The organism is Afipia felis ATCC 53690, assembly GCF_000314735.2.
Classification (GTDB): Bacteria; Pseudomonadota; Alphaproteobacteria; order Rhizobiales; family Xanthobacteraceae; genus Afipia; species Afipia felis.
The window spans coordinates 1,281,308-1,296,969 of record NZ_KB375270.1 but is presented as its reverse complement, the minus strand read 5'-3'; the positions used below and the strand labels follow the sequence as shown (position 1 = coordinate 1,296,969).

The 15,662-nt window shown below is 63.4% G+C and carries 27 protein-coding genes; 22 read left to right on the top strand and 5 right to left on the bottom strand.

From position 1 onward, the window contains the following. The first annotated feature begins 84 nt into the window (after positions 1-84). A complete protein-coding gene (locus HMPREF9697_RS06165) occupies positions 85-594 on the top strand; it encodes a YcgN family cysteine cluster protein (RefSeq protein WP_002716310.1) in 510 nt (169 codons plus the stop codon). 150 nt (positions 595-744) lie between these two features. Further along, a complete protein-coding gene (locus tag HMPREF9697_RS06160) occupies positions 745-2,313 on the top strand; it encodes an MDR family MFS transporter (RefSeq protein WP_115622222.1) in 1,569 nt (522 codons plus the stop codon). Between the two features lie 14 nt (positions 2,314-2,327). Here the strand turns inward: HMPREF9697_RS06160 and HMPREF9697_RS06155 are convergent, their stop codons facing one another. Both HMPREF9697_RS06155 and HMPREF9697_RS21190 read right to left on the bottom strand, forming a co-directional pair. After that, positions 2,328-2,525, bottom strand: a complete 198-nt coding sequence (locus tag HMPREF9697_RS06155) for a hypothetical protein (RefSeq protein WP_002716308.1) — start codon at positions 2,523-2,525, stop codon at positions 2,328-2,330. Continuing rightward, positions 2,525-2,698, bottom strand: a complete 174-nt coding sequence (locus HMPREF9697_RS21190) for a hypothetical protein (protein ID WP_002716307.1) — start codon at positions 2,696-2,698, stop codon at positions 2,525-2,527. The genes HMPREF9697_RS06155 and HMPREF9697_RS21190 overlap by 1 nt, the downstream gene beginning before the upstream one ends. A 159-nt stretch (positions 2,699-2,857) precedes the next feature. Between HMPREF9697_RS21190 and HMPREF9697_RS06145 the strand changes: the two genes are divergently transcribed. The 10 genes from HMPREF9697_RS06145 (at position 2,858) to HMPREF9697_RS06105 (ending at position 9,399) form a co-directional block, all read left to right on the top strand. Continuing rightward, complete coding sequence (locus tag HMPREF9697_RS06145; protein ID WP_002716306.1) at positions 2,858-3,274, top strand: hypothetical protein; 417 nt, start codon at positions 2,858-2,860, stop codon at positions 3,272-3,274. Between the two features lie 129 nt (positions 3,275-3,403). Continuing rightward, the gene (locus tag HMPREF9697_RS21185; protein ID WP_169333023.1) at positions 3,404-3,553 is read left to right on the top strand and encodes a hypothetical protein; all 150 of its coding nucleotides are present in this window, start codon (positions 3,404-3,406) and stop codon (positions 3,551-3,553) included. A gap of 43 nt (positions 3,554-3,596) precedes the next feature. Then, entirely contained in the window at positions 3,597-4,103 is a 507-nt protein-coding gene (locus tag HMPREF9697_RS06140; RefSeq protein WP_002716304.1) for a hypothetical protein, read from the top strand. Further along, the gene (locus HMPREF9697_RS06135; RefSeq protein WP_002716303.1) at positions 4,054-5,364 is read left to right on the top strand and encodes a DNA-packaging protein; all 1,311 of its coding nucleotides are present in this window, start codon (positions 4,054-4,056) and stop codon (positions 5,362-5,364) included. The genes HMPREF9697_RS06140 and HMPREF9697_RS06135 overlap by 50 nt, the downstream gene beginning before the upstream one ends. A 13-nt stretch (positions 5,365-5,377) precedes the next feature. Next, positions 5,378-6,553 (top strand): phage portal protein, encoded by a 1,176-nt coding sequence (locus HMPREF9697_RS06130; RefSeq protein ID WP_002716302.1) that lies wholly within the window; start codon positions 5,378-5,380, stop codon positions 6,551-6,553. A gap of 248 nt (positions 6,554-6,801) precedes the next feature. Beyond that, complete coding sequence (locus HMPREF9697_RS06125; RefSeq protein WP_002716301.1) at positions 6,802-6,999, top strand: hypothetical protein; 198 nt, start codon at positions 6,802-6,804, stop codon at positions 6,997-6,999. Positions 7,000-7,002: 3 nt separating this feature from the next. After that, positions 7,003-7,182, top strand: coding sequence for a hypothetical protein (locus tag HMPREF9697_RS06120; RefSeq protein ID WP_002716300.1), 180 nt, complete (start codon positions 7,003-7,005; stop codon positions 7,180-7,182). 62 nt (positions 7,183-7,244) lie between these two features. Next, a complete protein-coding gene (locus HMPREF9697_RS06115) occupies positions 7,245-7,736 on the top strand; it encodes an HK97 family phage prohead protease (RefSeq protein WP_002716299.1) in 492 nt (163 codons plus the stop codon). Between the two features lie 11 nt (positions 7,737-7,747). Beyond that, positions 7,748-9,004, top strand: a complete 1,257-nt coding sequence (locus HMPREF9697_RS06110) for a phage major capsid protein (protein ID WP_002716298.1) — start codon at positions 7,748-7,750, stop codon at positions 9,002-9,004. 143 nt (positions 9,005-9,147) lie between these two features. Further along, positions 9,148-9,399, top strand: a complete 252-nt coding sequence (locus HMPREF9697_RS06105; RefSeq protein ID WP_002716297.1) for a PilZ domain-containing protein — start codon at positions 9,148-9,150, stop codon at positions 9,397-9,399. Between the two features lie 77 nt (positions 9,400-9,476). Here the strand turns inward: HMPREF9697_RS06105 and HMPREF9697_RS06100 are convergent, their stop codons facing one another. Next, positions 9,477-9,677, bottom strand: coding sequence for a hypothetical protein (locus HMPREF9697_RS06100; protein WP_002716296.1), 201 nt, complete (start codon positions 9,675-9,677; stop codon positions 9,477-9,479). Positions 9,678-9,874: 197 nt separating this feature from the next. On the opposite strand from HMPREF9697_RS06100, the gene HMPREF9697_RS06095 reads away from it, so the two are divergent. Beyond that, positions 9,875-10,078, top strand: a complete 204-nt coding sequence (locus HMPREF9697_RS06095; RefSeq protein WP_002716295.1) for a hypothetical protein — start codon at positions 9,875-9,877, stop codon at positions 10,076-10,078. 30 nt (positions 10,079-10,108) lie between these two features. Here HMPREF9697_RS06095 and HMPREF9697_RS06090 read toward each other — a convergent pair whose 3' ends face one another. Then, positions 10,109-10,366 (bottom strand): porin, encoded by a 258-nt coding sequence (locus HMPREF9697_RS06090; RefSeq protein ID WP_002716294.1) that lies wholly within the window; start codon positions 10,364-10,366, stop codon positions 10,109-10,111. 38 nt (positions 10,367-10,404) lie between these two features. Continuing rightward, the gene (locus HMPREF9697_RS06085) at positions 10,405-11,163 is read right to left on the bottom strand and encodes a S1 family peptidase (RefSeq protein ID WP_002716293.1); all 759 of its coding nucleotides are present in this window, start codon (positions 11,161-11,163) and stop codon (positions 10,405-10,407) included. Positions 11,164-11,219: 56 nt separating this feature from the next. Here HMPREF9697_RS06085 and HMPREF9697_RS06080 point away from each other — a divergent pair, with 56 nt between their 5' ends. Genes HMPREF9697_RS06080 through HMPREF9697_RS06040 form a run of 9 tightly spaced genes read left to right on the top strand, consistent with a single transcriptional unit; the run spans position 11,220 to position 15,661 of the window. Further along, positions 11,220-11,789 carry a head-tail connector protein gene (locus tag HMPREF9697_RS06080; RefSeq protein ID WP_002716292.1) on the top strand — a complete coding sequence of 190 codons (570 nt, stop codon included), beginning with the start codon at positions 11,220-11,222 and terminating at the stop codon, positions 11,787-11,789. Further along, positions 11,786-12,106, top strand: a complete 321-nt coding sequence (locus HMPREF9697_RS06075) for a phage head closure protein (RefSeq protein WP_002716291.1) — start codon at positions 11,786-11,788, stop codon at positions 12,104-12,106. The genes HMPREF9697_RS06080 and HMPREF9697_RS06075 overlap by 4 nt, the downstream gene beginning before the upstream one ends. Positions 12,107-12,130: 24 nt before the next feature. Then, complete coding sequence (locus HMPREF9697_RS06070) at positions 12,131-12,541, top strand: DUF3168 domain-containing protein (RefSeq protein ID WP_002716290.1); 411 nt, start codon at positions 12,131-12,133, stop codon at positions 12,539-12,541. 32 nt (positions 12,542-12,573) lie between these two features. Further along, entirely contained in the window at positions 12,574-12,981 is a 408-nt protein-coding gene (locus HMPREF9697_RS06065; RefSeq protein ID WP_002716289.1) for a phage major tail protein, TP901-1 family, read from the top strand. Between the two features lie 10 nt (positions 12,982-12,991). Continuing rightward, entirely contained in the window at positions 12,992-13,303 is a 312-nt protein-coding gene (locus HMPREF9697_RS06060) for a gene transfer agent family protein (RefSeq protein ID WP_002716288.1), read from the top strand. A gap of 3 nt (positions 13,304-13,306) precedes the next feature. Then, positions 13,307-13,510 carry a rcc01693 family protein gene (locus HMPREF9697_RS06055; RefSeq protein WP_002716287.1) on the top strand — a complete coding sequence of 68 codons (204 nt, stop codon included), beginning with the start codon at positions 13,307-13,309 and terminating at the stop codon, positions 13,508-13,510. Continuing rightward, complete coding sequence (locus HMPREF9697_RS06050) at positions 13,507-14,097, top strand: phage tail tape measure protein (protein WP_002716286.1); 591 nt, start codon at positions 13,507-13,509, stop codon at positions 14,095-14,097. The genes HMPREF9697_RS06055 and HMPREF9697_RS06050 overlap by 4 nt, the downstream gene beginning before the upstream one ends. A 35-nt stretch (positions 14,098-14,132) precedes the next feature. Then, the gene (locus HMPREF9697_RS06045) at positions 14,133-14,774 is read left to right on the top strand and encodes a DUF2460 domain-containing protein (protein WP_002716285.1); all 642 of its coding nucleotides are present in this window, start codon (positions 14,133-14,135) and stop codon (positions 14,772-14,774) included. After that, entirely contained in the window at positions 14,771-15,661 is an 891-nt protein-coding gene (locus tag HMPREF9697_RS06040) for a DUF2163 domain-containing protein (protein ID WP_002716284.1), read from the top strand. The genes HMPREF9697_RS06045 and HMPREF9697_RS06040 overlap by 4 nt, the downstream gene beginning before the upstream one ends. Position 15,662 lies beyond the last annotated feature (1 nt).

The window sequence follows — 15,662 nt, the reverse complement described above, 5'->3', positions numbered from 1 at the left end:
CGCCACTGGAGCCGTTGATCCGCGCGAGCCGTCTGGCGCCGCTGCGGGATGCCGCCGAAGAGGCGTGGCCAAACCAGAGAACCGATGACCAAGCCGCCCGAGAAGCCGTCCGACCAGGCCAATTCCTTTTGGAAAACCAAAACCTTGGAGCAGCTTTCTAACTCCGAGTGGGAAAGCCTGTGCGACGGTTGCGCGCGCTGCTGTCTGGAAAAGCTGGAAGACGAGGACACCGGCAAGATCTATTTCACCCACGTGTCCTGCAGGTTGCTCGACGCAAATCTGTGCGCTTGCCACGATTACGCGAACCGCTCCGCCAAAGTGACCGACTGTGTGCGCCTGACGCCAGAGAATGTTCGGACCTTGAACTGGCTGCCGCCGAGCTGTGCTTACAAGCTGGTCGCGGAGGGAAGGGACCTTTACTGGTGGCATCCGCTGATTTCCGGCGATCCCAATACCGTCCATGAAGCGGGCGTTTCGGTGCGGGGGCGGGTGTTCGGCACGGAGGATGACGTCGACGATGCCGACCTCGAGGATCACATCGTGCGCTGGCCGGCGCTTTTGCCCAAGCGCGCGCGGCTGAAGCGGCGCGCCTGAGTCGCGTCATCACATCACGTTGATCGATGCGCGCTGGGCGAAACCACCCCATGCGCGCGGCCCGCTAACGGCGTGGCCAAGTCTGGGGTAAGTTGTTGACCTTCTTCCGATACATTTAAACGTCAATTCGCGCAGTCGCGCACGGGCGGTATGAGCAAAATCCAACGACCGGAACTTGAGATGCAGGGCGAACCGCTGGCGCCGGACGATCTGGCCGCCATCACGGGCGAGGCCATCCGGATCGAGGATTCCGAGCCCGCCTTCCGCGCATCGCTGCCGCACAGCGAAGCTCTGCCGATCGTGCTGAGCCTGTTGTGCAACCTGTTCCTGACCGCGCTCGACCAGACCATCGTCGCGACGGCGCTGCCGACCATCGGCGCGCAATTCCACGACGTGTCGAACCTGTCGTGGGTCATCACCGCCTATCTGTTGTCTTCGACGGCAGTGGCCCCGGTCTATGGCGCGCTGGCCGACATCTATGGCCGCCGCACCATGCTGATGGTGGCGAACATCCTGTTTCTGGTCGGCTCCGTGCTGTGTGCGCTGTCGCCGAACCTGCTGACGCTCATTCTCGCGCGGGGCCTGCAAGGTCTGGGTGGCGGCGGCCTTCTGCCGCTGGTGCAGACGCTGATCGCCGACGTGGTGACGCCGCGCGACCGCGGCCGCTATCAGGGCTATATCAGCATGGTGTGGGTGACGGCGGGCATCGGTGGCCCCGTCCTCGGTGGCGTGTTCGCGCAGCATCTGCACTGGTCGATGATCTTCTGGATCAACCTGCCGATCGGCGTCGGATCGCTGATGTTGTTGCTGCCCCGGCTGCGCAAAATTCCCGACTATCACCGTCGCCGCAAGCTCGACTGGGCGGGTGGCCTTCTGCTGATGGTGTCCGCCGTGATCTTCCTGCTGGCGCTGACCTGGGGCGGCCACAAGTTCGCGTGGCTGTCGCCGACGATCCTTGCCATGATGGGATCGGCTGCCGTGCTGATGGCAGCATTCGTGGTTCATGCGCGCACGACGGACGAGCCGTTCCTGCCGCTGCCGCTGATCAGCGGTTCGGTGGTGCCGTACTCGATGGTCGCTGGCGGCTGCGCGATGGGGGCGATGATCGCGATGATCGTTCACCTGCCGATCTATTACGAATCCGTCTATCGACTGAGCGCCAGCGAAGCAGGCATCGCACTGATCCCGCTGGTCGCGGTGTCGGTGCTGGGCGCATGGAGCGCGGGACAGTTCATGGCGGTGACCGGGCGCTACAAGTGGGCTGCAGTCGGCGGCGCGTCCATCGCCACAGGCTGTCTGTTGCTGATGGCGTTGCTGGCGGGATCGTCGCTCTGGGTGGTGCTGACCCTGCTTGCCGTTCTCGCGCTGGGAATCGGTACCTGTTTCCCGGTGAGCGTGGTGTCGATCCAGAATGCGGTGCCGCGTTCGCAGGTCGGGACTGCTACGGGCGCGATGAATTTCTTCCGTGCGCTGATGTCGTCCTTCGCGGTGGCGATGTTTACCGCGATCCTGCTCGCGGCCGTCGGACAGGATATTCCAATCGGTGAAGGAGCCACCGGCGCTCACAGCGTGGCGTCCGGCGATATGATCACTGGCTTCCGCTTCGTATTTCTCGCGGCGGCGGTTCTGATGGCGATATCCGCTGTGCTGTTCGCCTTGATGGAAGAACGCCCACTGGCGGGCGGCAAGCCGTCACCCACGACGACGATGGCCGAGTAGGCCGCAAGTCCCTTTCAGCTTTTGTAGCGCGGATCGTGCGAGTGGTGCTTGTCGCGCTCGCCGCCGCCGCCTGAGATGCGCGACGAGTTCGTGTTGGTCGGCTCGCCCGGCCTTGGCTCTTTCTCCCTGACGAATTTTTCCGGATGCTTTCGGTCTTGCTGCGACGATCCCGGGCCGCCGAAGCGCTCGGTGTCTGGGTTCTTGCGCGACATTAGCGATCCTGCTGACGGCTTTGATTGTGGGTGTTCTGCTTGATGCTGTCCTGGCGGTGTTGTTCTTCGAAATGTGCGTGGCCCGCACGTGCGTCACTCTGGGCGGTCTTGGGGCTGCTGCCCGTGCCTTTCGGACTTCGCTGCGCGGGCGGGACCGGTGGCATCCTGGTCATGGCGCTCTCCTTTTGCGCTCTCATGGTTCTGTGTTGGGAACGGGAAGGGAGCCTTATCGTTCCGGGCGGACGCCTTATCGCCGATCAATTCACGCTCTTTGAACCAGGGGACGGCGTTCGGCTACCAACGAGAGACGAGGGTTTCTCACGGAGGCAGCGGTGATCGGGACGGTGAGAACGTGGGAGCGGGCGGCTCGGCTTGCCAATCTCATGGGTGCGATATGTTTGCTGCTGTCGCTGCAGGCGATGCCTTCCGATTTTCGCTTCGTGACTGAGACGAATGCCTCGCTGATGCCGGGAGACGACGCGGCGACAAGCCATGCTTATGCCGTTTGCATCCGCGACCGCACGATGGCGGCGGTCGATTCCCGGGGAACGGTCTTCATTGGGGTCAGGAAGTGTCCCGACGGGGACGATGCGATATCCGCGACCATCGTAACGGCCCGATATCCGGGTTTGCTCTATCTCGGATTAGTTCTGCTCATCCTTGGCTTTTTGAGCCAGTTTCTGATGACGTTCCGGCCAATATTGCGATCTAGGAAAATAGTCCTTGACAGCGTGACGCTGCCGCAGTAGGGTTGCGACATGCTCGAGAATTGGGTTCGCAGGAACCCGCCTTTGCTTCCCGCGTTTGACTGACATGCACCATCGCTTCCGAGCGATGGTGCGTCATTCAACGCGAACGTGAAGTTTGAGGCGGATATGGTGACAAAGCAGCACGGTCAGATCGTTGAGACGCCGACCGAGGCGCGTCAGGCTGAACCCGGGCCGTCGGTAGCGGCGTTGCTCGTCATCAGCACGGTCGCCGCGATATTCACTCTGGCGATTGTCTGGTTCGTGTTCTTCCGCACCTGAGGCGGCGGCCGTCCAAGACGGCAACAGGGGATCGTTCTTCGACATGCCTGTGGGAAAGAAGACCGTGCCGGTCAGGCGACCGGCGGCGGCCAAGTGTGTTGTCGGCATCCAGAAGAAAGCTCCTGCCAAGAAAACATCTGTAAAAAACAAAATTGCCGAACCTGCCGACACTACGTCCACGCGGAATCGCGCCAGCCATATCCGCAGCGCGGTCGATCGGCTCAACGATCCGCCACCCGCGCCGCTACCAGCTTTGCTGAAGCGTGTGAGCAGCGCCATCGAGCGCGAACTGACGCAGATCGAAATCATCATATGCGGGACGCACGTGCACCCGCGCCATCGCACCGAGGCCGAACGCCGCGCGCGGACTCTGGCATCGCTGGCGCGCACGCTGCGCGAGGTGATGTTGTTGCGCGACAGGGAGGAGAAGAACTGCGAGGATGACGACACAGTGCCCCGCGACCTCGACGAGTTTCGACGCCAGCTCGCGCAGCGACTGGATGAACTTGTCGCCGACGCAAAGGCTGCACATCCTGGCGAGGCTGAATAGTGACGAACTCGACGCCATCGCCTCCGACTGGAAACTGTTCGCGCATTCGCATCAATGGCCGCCGGAATTTGCTGCCAATGGCAAGCCCTGGACGACGTGGCTGATGATCGGCGGCCGCGGCGCGGGCAAGACGCGCGCGGGCGCGGAGTGGATTCGCGCGCAGGCTTTAGGATTGCCGCCGCTGGCGATGGAGCCAGCCAGACAAATCGCGCTGGTCGGCGAGACGGAACACGATGTCCGTGAGGTGATGATCGAGGGGGTCTCGGGATTGCTCGCGGTGCATCGCCGCGACGAGCGGCCGGTGTGGCTGCCTTCTCGTAAAAGATTGGAATGGTGCAATGGCGCGGTGGCCTATGCGTTCTCGGCGGAAGATCCCGAGAGCCTGCGCGGCCCGCAATTTTCCTGCGCGTGGTCGGACGAACTGGCGAAATGGCGATATGCCGACGCGGCTTTCGATATGCTGCAGTTCGGCCTGCGCCTCGGTGCGCAGCCGCGACAGTTGATCACCACGACGCCGCGCCCGACCGCGCTCATCAAGCGTTTGCTGAAGGACGAGACTTGCGTGACGACCCGCGCGGCGACGAAAGCCAATGCGCTGCATCTCGCGCCGACGTTTCTGAAGAATGTGATGGCACGCTACGCCGGCACGCGCCTCGGGCGGCAGGAGCTCGACGGTGAGCTGATCGAGGACCGCACGGATGCATTGTGGACTCGCTCAGTCATCGAGCAAGGCCGCGTGAGCGAAGCGCCGCCGTTGCAACGCATCGTCGTGGCGGTCGATCCGCCAGCGACCTCGGGCAAGCGTGCTGATTCCTGCGGCATCGTCGCGGCGGGCATCACGGGCGAGGGCGCGCTTTACGTTCTTGCCGACGACACGCTGGCGCAGGCCGCGCCAAAAATCTGGTCCGCGAGGGCGATCGCGCTGTGGCGCAGGCTGGAAGCCGACGCACTGGTGGTGGAAGTCAACCAGGGTGGCGAGATGGTGCGCGATGTCATCGCGCAGGCCGATCCCGACGTGCCGGTGCTTTCGGTGCGCGCGCATCGCGGCAAGTGGCTGCGGGCCGAACCAATCGCCACGCTCTACGAGCAAAGGCGGGTGAGGCACGTGGGCCTGTTCGCCGCGCTGGAAGACGAGATGTGCGACTTCGCGCCGACGGGATTGTCGTCGGGCCGCTCGCCGGATCGGCTCGACGCGCTGGTGTGGGCGCTGACGTCGTTGACGCACGGCGCGCGTGGTCAGCCGCGGATGCGGAGTTTCTGACATTGGAGAGACGATGTTCGATCGTTTGAAAACACTTCTCGCAGCCCCTGAATCTAAAGCGAGCCGTACCGCGCAGGTGCTGGCTTTTGCGTCCGGTGGCCGCGCACGATGGACGCCGCGTGACTACGCGGCGCTCGCACGTGAAGGCTATCTCGCCAACGCAGTGGTGCATCGCGCGGTACGGCTGATCGCGGAGAACGCGGCGGCGTGCATCTATCTTTTGTATGAGGGGGCGCGCGAGCTTGAGGCGCATCCGCTGTCGCAACTGCTGGCGCGACCCAATCCGCGGCAGGACGGCGCGAGCCTGTTCGAGACGCTGTATGCGCACATGCTGCTCTCCGGCAACGCCTATGTCGAAGGCGTGGCGCTGGATGGCGACGTGCGCGAGCTTTATGTGCTGCGGCCCGACCGCATGAAGGTGGTCCCGGGCACGGACGGATGGGCGGAGGCCTACGAATATACTGTCGGCGGCCGCAGCGTGCGGTTCGATCAATCGGCGCAACGCGTGCCGCCGATCCTGCACCTCACATTCTTCCATCCGCTCGACGATCAGTATGGCCTGGCGCCGCTGGAGGCGGCGGCTGTCGCGGTCGATATCCACAACGCCGCGGCAAAATGGAACAAGGCACTGCTCGACAATGCGGCACGGCCGTCGGGTGCGCTGGTCTATGCCGGGCCGGAGGGTGCAGTGCTCTCCGACTCCCAGTTCGAGCGGCTCAAGCGCGAACTCACCGATACCTATCAGGGCGCGGCCAATGCCGGGCGGCCGTTGCTGCTCGAAGGCGGGCTCGACTGGAAGGCGATGTCGCTGACGCCGAAGGACATGGATTTTCTGGAAGCCAAGAACGCAGCCGCGCGCGAAATCGCGCTGGCCTTCGGCGTGCCTCCGATGCTGCTCGGCATTCCCGGCGACAACACCTATGCGAATTTTCAGGAAGCCAACCGCGCGCTGTGGCGGCAGACGATCCTGCCGCTCGCGTCCCGCGTCGGCCATGCGCTGGCGCAGTGGTTGGCGCCGCAGTTCGGCAACGAACTGCGGCTCGTTGTCGACACCGACCGCATCGAGGCGCTGGTTTCTGATCGGAACGCGTTGTGGGATCGCATCGCGCGCGCGCAGTTCCTCACGCTCAACGAAAAGCGCGAGGCGGCGGGCTACGTGCCTGTTGATGGTGGGGATAGATTTGAGTGAATGCGGGAACCCACACCGGGAGCGTTGCAAAATCGAAAGAGGCGATTACCTTCCATTCATCGTCAACAACGAAAGGAGGTGGTCCAGTGTTTCATTCCAAGCGCTGTCACCTCGCTGAGGCCGCCCGCTAAACTCAATTGAGTTTCGGACAGGGCGGTTCTCCCGCCTGGTTCAGCGAGATTCGGAAGAGAAGGCGCATCGAGCGAAAGTTCGATGCGCCTTTTTCGTCTCCAGGATTGGCGATTCAAATGAATGATCTTGTCCGCACCTTTGCCGAGCGCGGCGATCTCGCGCATCTGGCGCTGTTTCTATGGGCCGTGGCGGCGAGCGCCGCCTTTCTTTTCACGCTGCGTGAACTCGCGGCCGCTTTGAGGCGGTTCGATGATTTCGTGCGCGAATTGTCTCTTTTCAACCGGCGGGCACGCCGCCGCAAACCGATGGATTAGATGATGGACGAATTGCATACGGTGATTCAATCGATCAGCGGCGAGACGAAAGCTAGACCTGCGCACCTCACGGTGTTCCGCGAATTCCTCGCACATCTTGAAAAGATACAGCACAAGGCGCCGCGCGCACCTGTGAGGGCCGCCACCAAACCGGCCAAGCGCAAGCCACGCCGCGTGAAGTAGCGCGCCGCACCTCAGTTCATCCTACCGATTTCTTTTCCAACTTGCATTCTGCGAGAACGCCCATGCATGCGCCACTGCCATCCGCTTCGCGCGTTTCGTTCACTGGCGATGGCGCGGTGGAAGGTTACGCCAGCCTGTTCGGCGAGGTCGATCAGGCGCGCGACATGGTGATGCCGGGCGCGTTCACGCAAACGCTGCAGCATCGCGGGTTGCGACGCATTCCGATGCTGTTCCAGCACGACCCGTCCGAACCTGTCGGCATCTGGCTCGAGTTGCGTGAGGACATGCGCGGGCTGTGGGCGAGGGGGCGTCTCATTCCCGAAGTCGCGCGCGGACGCGAACTGATGGCGCTGGTGCGTGAAGGCGCGATCGACGGGCTATCGATCGGCTACCGCACCGTGCGCGGGCGGATCGATCCGAAAACCCGCATCCGCCGTCTCTACCAGGTCGATCTCTGGGAAGTGTCGATCGTCACGTTTCCGCTGCTCGCCGGCGCGCGGGTGCATGCGGTGAAGGGACGTGCGCGGCCCAAACGTTTTTCAACCTCTTCATGAAGGAGAACCATATGGATTACGACATTCAAGACCACGCGCCGGAGCATAAATCCGGCATCGCTCCCGCCGCACGCGGCGAGCACGACCAGATCATGCAGATGTTCGAGGAATTCAAGGCGGCGAACGACGAGCGCCTGGCGTCCCTCGGACGCCGTGCCGACGTGCTGCTGGAGGAGAAGGTCGACCGCATCAACGGCGCGCTCGACGCGCAGATGAAACGGATCGACGAACTGGCGCTCAAAACGGCGCGGCCTTCGCTGGACGGCAGCCGCGTGAGCCACACCGACAACACCGCGCGCGAACACAAGAGCGCATTCGAATCCTATGTGCGCTCCGGCGAGGCGTCGGCCTTGCGCCAGATCGAGACCAAGGCGATGTCGGCGGGAAGTAGTACCGATGGCGGCTATCTCGTGCCCTCCGAACTCGAACGCGAGATCGGGGAACGTCTCGCGGCGATTTCGCCGATCCGCGCCATCGCATCCGTGCGCGAGATTTCCGGCGGCGTCTACAAGAAGCCGTTCATGACCGCGGGTCCCGCGACCGGCTGGGTGGGCGAGACGGATTCGCGCACGCAGACCACGTCGCCCACGCTCGACGCGTTGTCGTTTCCCGCCATGGAGCTTTACGCCATGCCGGCGGCGACCGCGACACTGCTCGACGACTCTGCCGTGAACATCGACGACTGGATCGCCTCGGAGGTGGAACTGACCTTCGCGGTGCAGGAAGGCGCGGCCTTCGTCAACGGCGACGGCAGCAGCAAGCCGAAGGGCTTTCTGCAATACGACACAGTGGCGAACGCCTCATGGGCCTGGGGCAAGCTCGGTTATGTCGCGAGCGGCAACGCGGGCGCGTTTCCAGCCAGCAATCCGTCCGACGTGCTGGTCGATACGATTTACGCGCTGAAGGCGGGCTACCGGCAGAACGGCAGCTTCGTGATGAACCGCAAGACGCAGGCCGCGATCCGCAAGTTCAAGGATTCGGGCGGCGCGTATCTGTGGCAGCCGCCGGCACAAGCGGGCGGGCGTGCCTCGCTGATGACGTTCCCGCTGGTGGAAGCGGAGGACATGCCGGACATCGCGGCGAACTCGCTGTCGATCGCGTTCGGCGACTTCAAACGTGGCTACCTGATCGTCGACCGGCTCGGCGTGCGGGTACTACGCGACCCGTATTCCGCAAAACCTTACGTGCTGTTCTACACCACCAAGCGGGTCGGTGGCGGTGTCCAGGACTTCGACGCCATCAAGCTGGTGAAATTCGCGGCAAGCTGAGGTGCCCCATTCAGTGGCCGGCTTGTCTGCGTGTTGCAGGCGGGTCGGCCCGCGCTTAACCAGTCGTTCACTTCTGGCGTCATAATGTTACCGATTATGGCGGTTTGGGCCGTGGATGCTGGCTGCCAGTTTCGAGGTGGTGCGTGGTTCAGAACAGACGTTTCGCGCGTGTCAAACCTTCGGGGCGTATTTCAAGCTCCGGCAAGATTGCGATTGATGCGAAGTCGCCGCTGATCGATTGCTTCATTATCGATTATGGCGCGGGCGGCGTGTGCCTGCAGGTCAATCCCGGCGTGGTGTTGCCGAAGCGCTTTGAATTGATCCACGGCGCCATCAAGAAGAAATGCCGCGTCGCCTGGACCAACGGTCGAAAGATCGGGGTTGCGTTTCAGTAGATACCGGCTCCACATCGGTTTGCCCCACTCATAGCGCACACAAAAGGAAATGGCCCCGATGAAGGGGCCATTTGTTTTTAATAGTCTCGACGATGCTCCTTGATTACCACCGTCTTATGGCCGTAGCCGCGATCATGGTGCCAGCCGTGATGCCAGCCGCGATCCATGTGATGGTGGTGGTAGCCTTTCTTGATCACGACGGTTTCTGCCGAGGCAATGGTCGGTGCTGCAATAACCAGCGCAACAAGCGCTGCGAACGCGAAAGAAATTTTCTTCATATCAAGTCCTCCTCCATTCAGTGGAGGGTGAACCTGCGATCGATGATGACGTTCCGGCGTATCGCTCATAATTTTCTGAATGCTTGTTCAGAAAAATTCGTGTTTACAGGGTTTTTATGCGGAACGACTTTTCGAATTCAGATAATTGGTCGGTACAAGATATAAATTGCTGTTCTCTGAGAGGAGGAGTGCTCCAGATGCGCATCATGGTTTTCGTATCTTTTGTCCTTGCTGCACTGGCAAACCTATCCCCGTGTTTCGCACGTGGTGGCGCGCCGAACCTGATGGACTCACCCGGCTATCAGCGCAGGCTTCAGGAATCGCGGCAGCAGTTGCAGACGCAGCCCGCGCCGGCGCAACCCGTCGTTCATCACAAGAAGAAGCTTAAGCCCCATAACTGACGGGCTCGGCGGCAGCGCATGAAAAGCGGGCTAGAACCGGCCTCCAACATCGACGCCGACATAACCGCCGATCCGAACACATGTGTCGCTACCGGGCGCGCGGACGAAGCCCGCGCCATACTGCGCGCATGGGTTGTGTGAAGGGGAGCGCGGTGCGAGCGTTGTCGCCGCTTCCGGCGCGGGATGTTTTCGCGGCTTGTGCTTCTGCTGTTGGGCGAAGGCGCCGTCTGCCCATGGCAGCGCGAAAAGCACTGACAGTGATAGAACAACAAACGATTTGCGCAGCATCAACGGTCTCCGCCTGGTGAGCGTGTCGTGCGGGGCTGTCAAAACGTGGTACCCCAGCTTCGGGCCGTCTGCACGACCCAGCCTTTATATAGAGTCAGTGGCGTCACGCCGGTCATACCGCCGCAGCCGTTGGTGAAGTTCGGTCCGGTGGACCAGCTTACCACGCCCGCGACGACGCTACGTCCACCCTGGTTTTCGAGCATCGGCGCGCCGGAATCACCGGTGCAGCCGCCCATGCCCGCGCGCTTGTTCTGCGTCAGCGGATCGGTGAGGCGGATCTGCAACGTGCCGGGCTTGCCGGTGACGGTGAGGGAAGCCGCGCGCGCGGTGCCGACATCGTTGCCGCCGGGCGCACTGGAGCCGATGCCCGCGATGGCGAACATCGCGCCCGGCACCACAGGCAGGTTCGGCGTGCCGAGCGCCACCGGCGTCTTGCCCGGCATCGGCGCGGGCAATTGCACCAGTGCGATATCGGCGGTGGCGCGATGCGCGGCCATCGCCTGAGCGCTGTAGAGCGGATGCGTCAACGCCTTGCGTGGCGTGACGAGGCGCGGCGGCTGCGAGGAATAATCGACGAGACGCAGCGATGCGCTCGATGTCACGCAATGCGCGGCAGTGAGCACCACTGTCGGCGCGATCACCGCGCCCGTGCAGACAACGCCATTTGGTCCGATCACGGTGACGAGCGACTGCGCGATCGTAGCGCTCGGCGCAGAGCGACTGCCGGTGATGGCATGCGCGGGAAGCGCAAGCGCAAACGTCAGGATGAAAGCGAGGGGGAGGCGAAGCGGCGTCATGCCCGCAGCTTGAGCCCACGCGCAAGGGTTTTGTCAACTGAAAGAGAAGTGAGCCGATGGCCGCCATTCTTCTGACTCCGCCGGAGGCCGAGCCGATCTCGGTGTCTGACGCAAAAGCATATCTGCGCGTCGAGACCGACGACGATGACGTGCTGATCGCAAGCTTGATCGCGGCGGCGCGCAGCCATGTCGAGGCGCTCGGCCGTTGCGCGTTGCTGACGCAGACGTGGCGACTGGTGCTGGATGGCTGGCCGCCGGACCGGCGTATCAAACCGAAACTGGGGCCGCTGTCTGCGGTGACTGACGCGCGCGTCTATGACGAAGTGGGCGCGGCGCACACGATCGATCCGGAAAACTTCGTGCTCGATGCAGCGCAGAACCTGATCGCGGTACGCGCCTGTTCGTTGCAGCAACCGGGACGCACTGCCGCGGGAATCGAGATCGACGTGGTGGCGGGATTTGGCGATGCCGGTAGCGACGTGCCACCCGCATTGATGCAGGCGCTGCGGATGCTGATCGCACACTGGTACGACAATCGCGGGATGATCGCCATCGGCGCGAGCATCGCGGTGATGCCGCCGAGCGTCAACGCGCTGATCGCCTCCCATCGGGTGCTGTCGCTATGATCGATCCGGGACAATTACGAACGCGGCTGGTGTTGCAGCAGCCGATCGAGACGCCGGACGACCAAGGCGGCGTGACGCGTGTCTGGTCGTCCTACGGCAACGCCTGGGCGAAAGTTGTGCCGCTGGCCGCGCAGCCGGGCGTGGACGCCGATGCAAACGGCGCGACGCAGAATTATCGCATCACCATGCGTGCGAATTTCAGCCTGACGCTGCAGCACCGGCTGGTGGAGGGGGCGAAAGTCTATCACATCGCTGCAATCCGGGACTCGGGCGACCGCCGCTTCATCGAGATCGACGCGCAGTTGCGCGTTGAATGACGTAACGCCAGCAGGACCATCGATATGACTCCAGCCAACGTGGCGCTGCGCGCCGCCATTCACACCGCTTTGCGTGATGATAGCAGGCTCACGGCAGTGCTTGGCGGCACCCGTGTCTATGACGAACCGCCGCGCAATGCCGCGTTTCCTTATGTGACGCTCGGCGAGGCGCGGCTGATGGACTCGTCTGGCGAAGGCGGTGAGACACAGGAGCATCAGCTCACGCTGCATGCCTGGTCGCGGCAAGGCGGGCACCGCGAAGCGCACATGATTGCAGGTGCACTGTTGCAGGCGCTGGACGATGCGCCGCTGCCGCTGGAAGAAAACCGCCTCGTCAATCTGCGCTTCGCGCTGGCCGACATCCGCCGCGAGAACGACGGCAAGACCTATCACGCACTGGTGCGCTTTCGCGCCGTGACCGAGCCGGCAGCCTGAACGTCAGACATATCGAACATCAAGGAGACACCATGGGCGCGCAAAAGGGCAAGGATTTGCTGCTGAAAATGAATGACGGCACGGCGTTCGTGACGGTCGCGGGGCTGCGGAGCCGCAAGATTGCGTTCAATGCCGAGACGGTGGACGTGACGCATGCGGAGTCGGCGGACCGCTGGCGCGAATTGCTGGAAGGGGCGGGCGTCAAGCGCGCATCGATTTCCGGGCGTGGCCTGTTCAAGGATGCTGCTTCGGATGCGCTGGTGCGGCAATCTTTCTTCGACGGCGCGATCAATGCATGCCAGGTGATGGTGCCGGATTTCGGCACCATCGAAGGGCCGTTCCAGATCTCCAGCCTGGAGTTTTCCGGCGAGCACAATGGCGAGGTGACGTTCGACATCGGGTTGGAATCCGCTGGCGCGCTGACCTTCACCGCACTGTAGGAGGTGGTCGATGGCGAATTCCCATCGAGGCGAGATCGCCGCCGAACTCGGTGGCAGGCCGCGCACGCTGGTGCTGACGCTCGGCGCGCTTGCCGAACTCGAAAGCGCGTTCGGCGCTGACGATCTGATGGCACTGGCGGAACGCTTCGGCACCGGCCGACTATCGGCGCGCGATCTTGTTCGCATCATCGCGGCCGGGCTGCGGGGTGCGGGCGAGACGATTTCCGACGACGAGGTGGCCGCGTTGCGGGTCGAGGGTGGGGTAACGAGCTATGTCCGCATTTCCGCCGAACTGATTGCCGCGACTTTCGAGGAGGCGTGAGCGATGAAGCCGTTTCCCTGGGCTGATGCGGTCGGGTTCGGGCTTGGCGTGTTGCGCCTTGCGCCCGCGCAATTCTGGGCGATGACACCGCGCGAACTGGCCTTCGCCATCCGTGCCGTTCGCGGAGCGGTCACTGAACCGATCGACCGCGCGGCGCTCGATGAACTGATGACGCAATTTCCGGATCGCGCGGAGCCCCGACCATGAGCGATACATTCAACAGCCTCGAGAGCACGTCGCAACTCGCCGACGGCCTGACGCTGCGGGTGCGCGACCTCGAACTGTCCGCGGATGCTTTCTCACGGGCGATGACGAATGCGTTCGCTGTTTCCGTTACCGGCGGCAGGCAGTTCGATGACGTGCTGAAATTGCTGGCGCTGCGGCTCTCCAGCCTGTCGCTCAATCTGGCGCTGAAGCCGGTTCAGAATTCCATCGCCGGCGGACTCGAAAACCTGCTCTCGGGGCTCACAGGAATGGGGACATCCGCCAGCACAGCGGTTGCAGCAGCGAGCGGCGCAGTGAAGCCGTTTGCGTCCGGCGGCGTGATCGGCACCCCGACTTACTTTCCGCTGATGCAGGGTGGCGTCGGTCTTGCGGGCGAAGCGGGGCCGGAAGCGATCATGCCGCTGAAGCGCGGGCCGGACGGACGGCTCGGTGTCGCGGGGGCGGGCGGCGGCGTCAACAACATCACGGTGCAGATCGCGACGCCGGACCCGGGAAGTTTCCGCCGCTCGGAGAGTTACATCACCGGCCAGATCGCGCGTGCTGTCGCGCGCGGTCAGCGCAGCCTGTGAACATTCACTGTCGCTGCTAAGGCGCGGAGAACTCGATGTCATCCTTCCACGAAATTTTGTTTCCGCTCGACATCGCGCTGAAAAGTGCGGGCGGACCAGAGCGCCGCACGGAAATCGTCGCGTTCGGCTCGGGGCGGGAGCAGCGCAACGCGCGCTGGGCGCATTCGCGCAGGCGCTACGATGCTGGCTACGGCGTCAAGACGCTCGCCGCCTTGCAGGAGGTGGTGGCCTTTTTCGAGGAGCGTCGCGGACAGCTCTATGGTTTTCGCTGGCGTGACCGGCTCGATCATTCCTCCGCAGCCGATGCAGCCGCGCCATCGCCACTCGACCAGATGCTGGGAACCGGCGACAGCGCGCAGACGCAGTTTCAGCTCACAAAGATTTATGGCTCCAGCTACGCGCCTTATGCGCGGCCGATCGGGAAGCCGGTGCCGGGCAGCGTGCGCGTCGCGGTGGCGGGCGTGGAGGTAGTGGCGGGCACCGACTTCGCCTGCGATTCCGCGACGGGGATCGTGACGTTTCTGCCGGGACATAGTCCACCATCAGGCGCGGCGGTGACGGCAGGCTTCCTGTTCGACGTGCCGGTGCGGTTCGATACCGACTATCTCGAAGTCGATCTGTCGGCGTTCGCCGCAGGCGCCATTCCGAAAATTCCGCTCGTGGAGATCAAGCCATGAGAGAAATTCCGCCTGTGCTGCAGGCGAGGCTCGACACCGGCGTCACCATGCTGGCGCGATGCTGGATCGTGACGCGCCGTGATGGCTTGACACAGGGCTTTACCGATCACGACGGCGATCTGGTCATTGAAGGCGTGACCTGCCGGGCCGGCACAGGTTTCGGCGCATCGGAGGCGACCAGCCGCTTCGATCTGTCGATCGACGGTGCGGAGATTTCCGGCGCGTTTGCGTCTGACTCGTTGACGGAGGCTGATCTTGCCGCCGGGCGCTTCGATGCCGCGCAAGTCGATACCTGGCTGGTGGACTGGAGCGATGTGACGCTACGAGTGCTGCTGTCGCGCTCGACGCTCGGCGAAGTGAAGCGTGAAGGCGAAGCGTTCAGCGCAGAGCTGCGCGGTCTCGCCGACAAGCTCTCGCAGGAGAGCGGGCGACTCTACACCGCGCGCTGCACCGCCGACTTCGGCGATGCGCGCTGCAAGGTCGCGCTCGCGGCGGCTGGCTTGAATGGCGTGGGCACCGTGTCGCGTCTGTTGGGTGCTTCCATTATTGCGGCTGATGGTCTCGACGATTTCGCCGAGGGGGTGTTCACGGCCGGATGCCTGACCTGGACGAGCGGCGCCAATGCCGGCCTCGCGGTCGAGATCAAGGAGCATCGGATGGCCGGTGGCGAGGTGCGACTCTCGCTGTGGCAGGCGATGAGCGAGGCTCTTGCTGTCGGCGATGCTTTCACCATCACAGCCGGATGCGACAAGCGTTTCGAGACCTGCCGCGACCGTTTCGCCAACGGCGTGAACTTTCGCGGCTTTCCGCATATCCCCGGCAACGATTTCGTCATCGCGGGCGCGGATGCGTCCGCCAACAATGACGGCGGGTCGCTCGTTTCCTGAG

Excerpts from the sequence above, each read along its gene's own strand:
- HMPREF9697_RS06165 (WP_002716310.1), top strand. The coding sequence starts at position 85 with ATGACCAAGCCGCCCGAGAAGCCGTCCGACCAGGCCAATTCCTTTTGG.
- HMPREF9697_RS06160 (WP_115622222.1), top strand. The coding sequence starts at position 745 with ATGAGCAAAATCCAACGACCGGAACTTGAGATGCAGGGCGAACCGCTG.
- HMPREF9697_RS06155 (WP_002716308.1), bottom strand. The coding sequence starts at position 2,525 with ATGTCGCGCAAGAACCCAGACACCGAGCGCTTCGGCGGCCCGGGATCG.
- HMPREF9697_RS21190 (WP_002716307.1), bottom strand. The coding sequence starts at position 2,698 with ATGACCAGGATGCCACCGGTCCCGCCCGCGCAGCGAAGTCCGAAAGGC.
- HMPREF9697_RS06140 (WP_002716304.1), top strand. The coding sequence starts at position 3,597 with ATGCCTGTGGGAAAGAAGACCGTGCCGGTCAGGCGACCGGCGGCGGCC.
- HMPREF9697_RS06135 (WP_002716303.1), top strand. The coding sequence starts at position 4,054 with ATGAACTTGTCGCCGACGCAAAGGCTGCACATCCTGGCGAGGCTGAAT.
- HMPREF9697_RS06130 (WP_002716302.1), top strand. The coding sequence starts at position 5,378 with ATGTTCGATCGTTTGAAAACACTTCTCGCAGCCCCTGAATCTAAAGCG.
- HMPREF9697_RS06125 (WP_002716301.1), top strand. The coding sequence starts at position 6,802 with ATGAATGATCTTGTCCGCACCTTTGCCGAGCGCGGCGATCTCGCGCAT.
- HMPREF9697_RS06120 (WP_002716300.1), top strand. The coding sequence starts at position 7,003 with ATGGACGAATTGCATACGGTGATTCAATCGATCAGCGGCGAGACGAAA.
- HMPREF9697_RS06115 (WP_002716299.1), top strand. The coding sequence starts at position 7,245 with ATGCATGCGCCACTGCCATCCGCTTCGCGCGTTTCGTTCACTGGCGAT.
- HMPREF9697_RS06110 (WP_002716298.1), top strand. The coding sequence starts at position 7,748 with ATGGATTACGACATTCAAGACCACGCGCCGGAGCATAAATCCGGCATC.
- HMPREF9697_RS06100 (WP_002716296.1), bottom strand. The coding sequence starts at position 9,677 with ATGAAGAAAATTTCTTTCGCGTTCGCAGCGCTTGTTGCGCTGGTTATT.
- HMPREF9697_RS06095 (WP_002716295.1), top strand. The coding sequence starts at position 9,875 with ATGCGCATCATGGTTTTCGTATCTTTTGTCCTTGCTGCACTGGCAAAC.
- HMPREF9697_RS06090 (WP_002716294.1), bottom strand. The coding sequence starts at position 10,366 with ATGCTGCGCAAATCGTTTGTTGTTCTATCACTGTCAGTGCTTTTCGCG.
- HMPREF9697_RS06085 (WP_002716293.1), bottom strand. The coding sequence starts at position 11,163 with ATGACGCCGCTTCGCCTCCCCCTCGCTTTCATCCTGACGTTTGCGCTT.
- HMPREF9697_RS06080 (WP_002716292.1), top strand. The coding sequence starts at position 11,220 with ATGGCCGCCATTCTTCTGACTCCGCCGGAGGCCGAGCCGATCTCGGTG.
- HMPREF9697_RS06075 (WP_002716291.1), top strand. The coding sequence starts at position 11,786 with ATGATCGATCCGGGACAATTACGAACGCGGCTGGTGTTGCAGCAGCCG.
- HMPREF9697_RS06070 (WP_002716290.1), top strand. The coding sequence starts at position 12,131 with ATGACTCCAGCCAACGTGGCGCTGCGCGCCGCCATTCACACCGCTTTG.
- HMPREF9697_RS06065 (WP_002716289.1), top strand. The coding sequence starts at position 12,574 with ATGGGCGCGCAAAAGGGCAAGGATTTGCTGCTGAAAATGAATGACGGC.
- HMPREF9697_RS06060 (WP_002716288.1), top strand. The coding sequence starts at position 12,992 with ATGGCGAATTCCCATCGAGGCGAGATCGCCGCCGAACTCGGTGGCAGG.
- HMPREF9697_RS06055 (WP_002716287.1), top strand. The coding sequence starts at position 13,307 with ATGAAGCCGTTTCCCTGGGCTGATGCGGTCGGGTTCGGGCTTGGCGTG.
- HMPREF9697_RS06050 (WP_002716286.1), top strand. The coding sequence starts at position 13,507 with ATGAGCGATACATTCAACAGCCTCGAGAGCACGTCGCAACTCGCCGAC.
- HMPREF9697_RS06045 (WP_002716285.1), top strand. The coding sequence starts at position 14,133 with ATGTCATCCTTCCACGAAATTTTGTTTCCGCTCGACATCGCGCTGAAA.
- HMPREF9697_RS06040 (WP_002716284.1), top strand. The coding sequence starts at position 14,771 with ATGAGAGAAATTCCGCCTGTGCTGCAGGCGAGGCTCGACACCGGCGTC.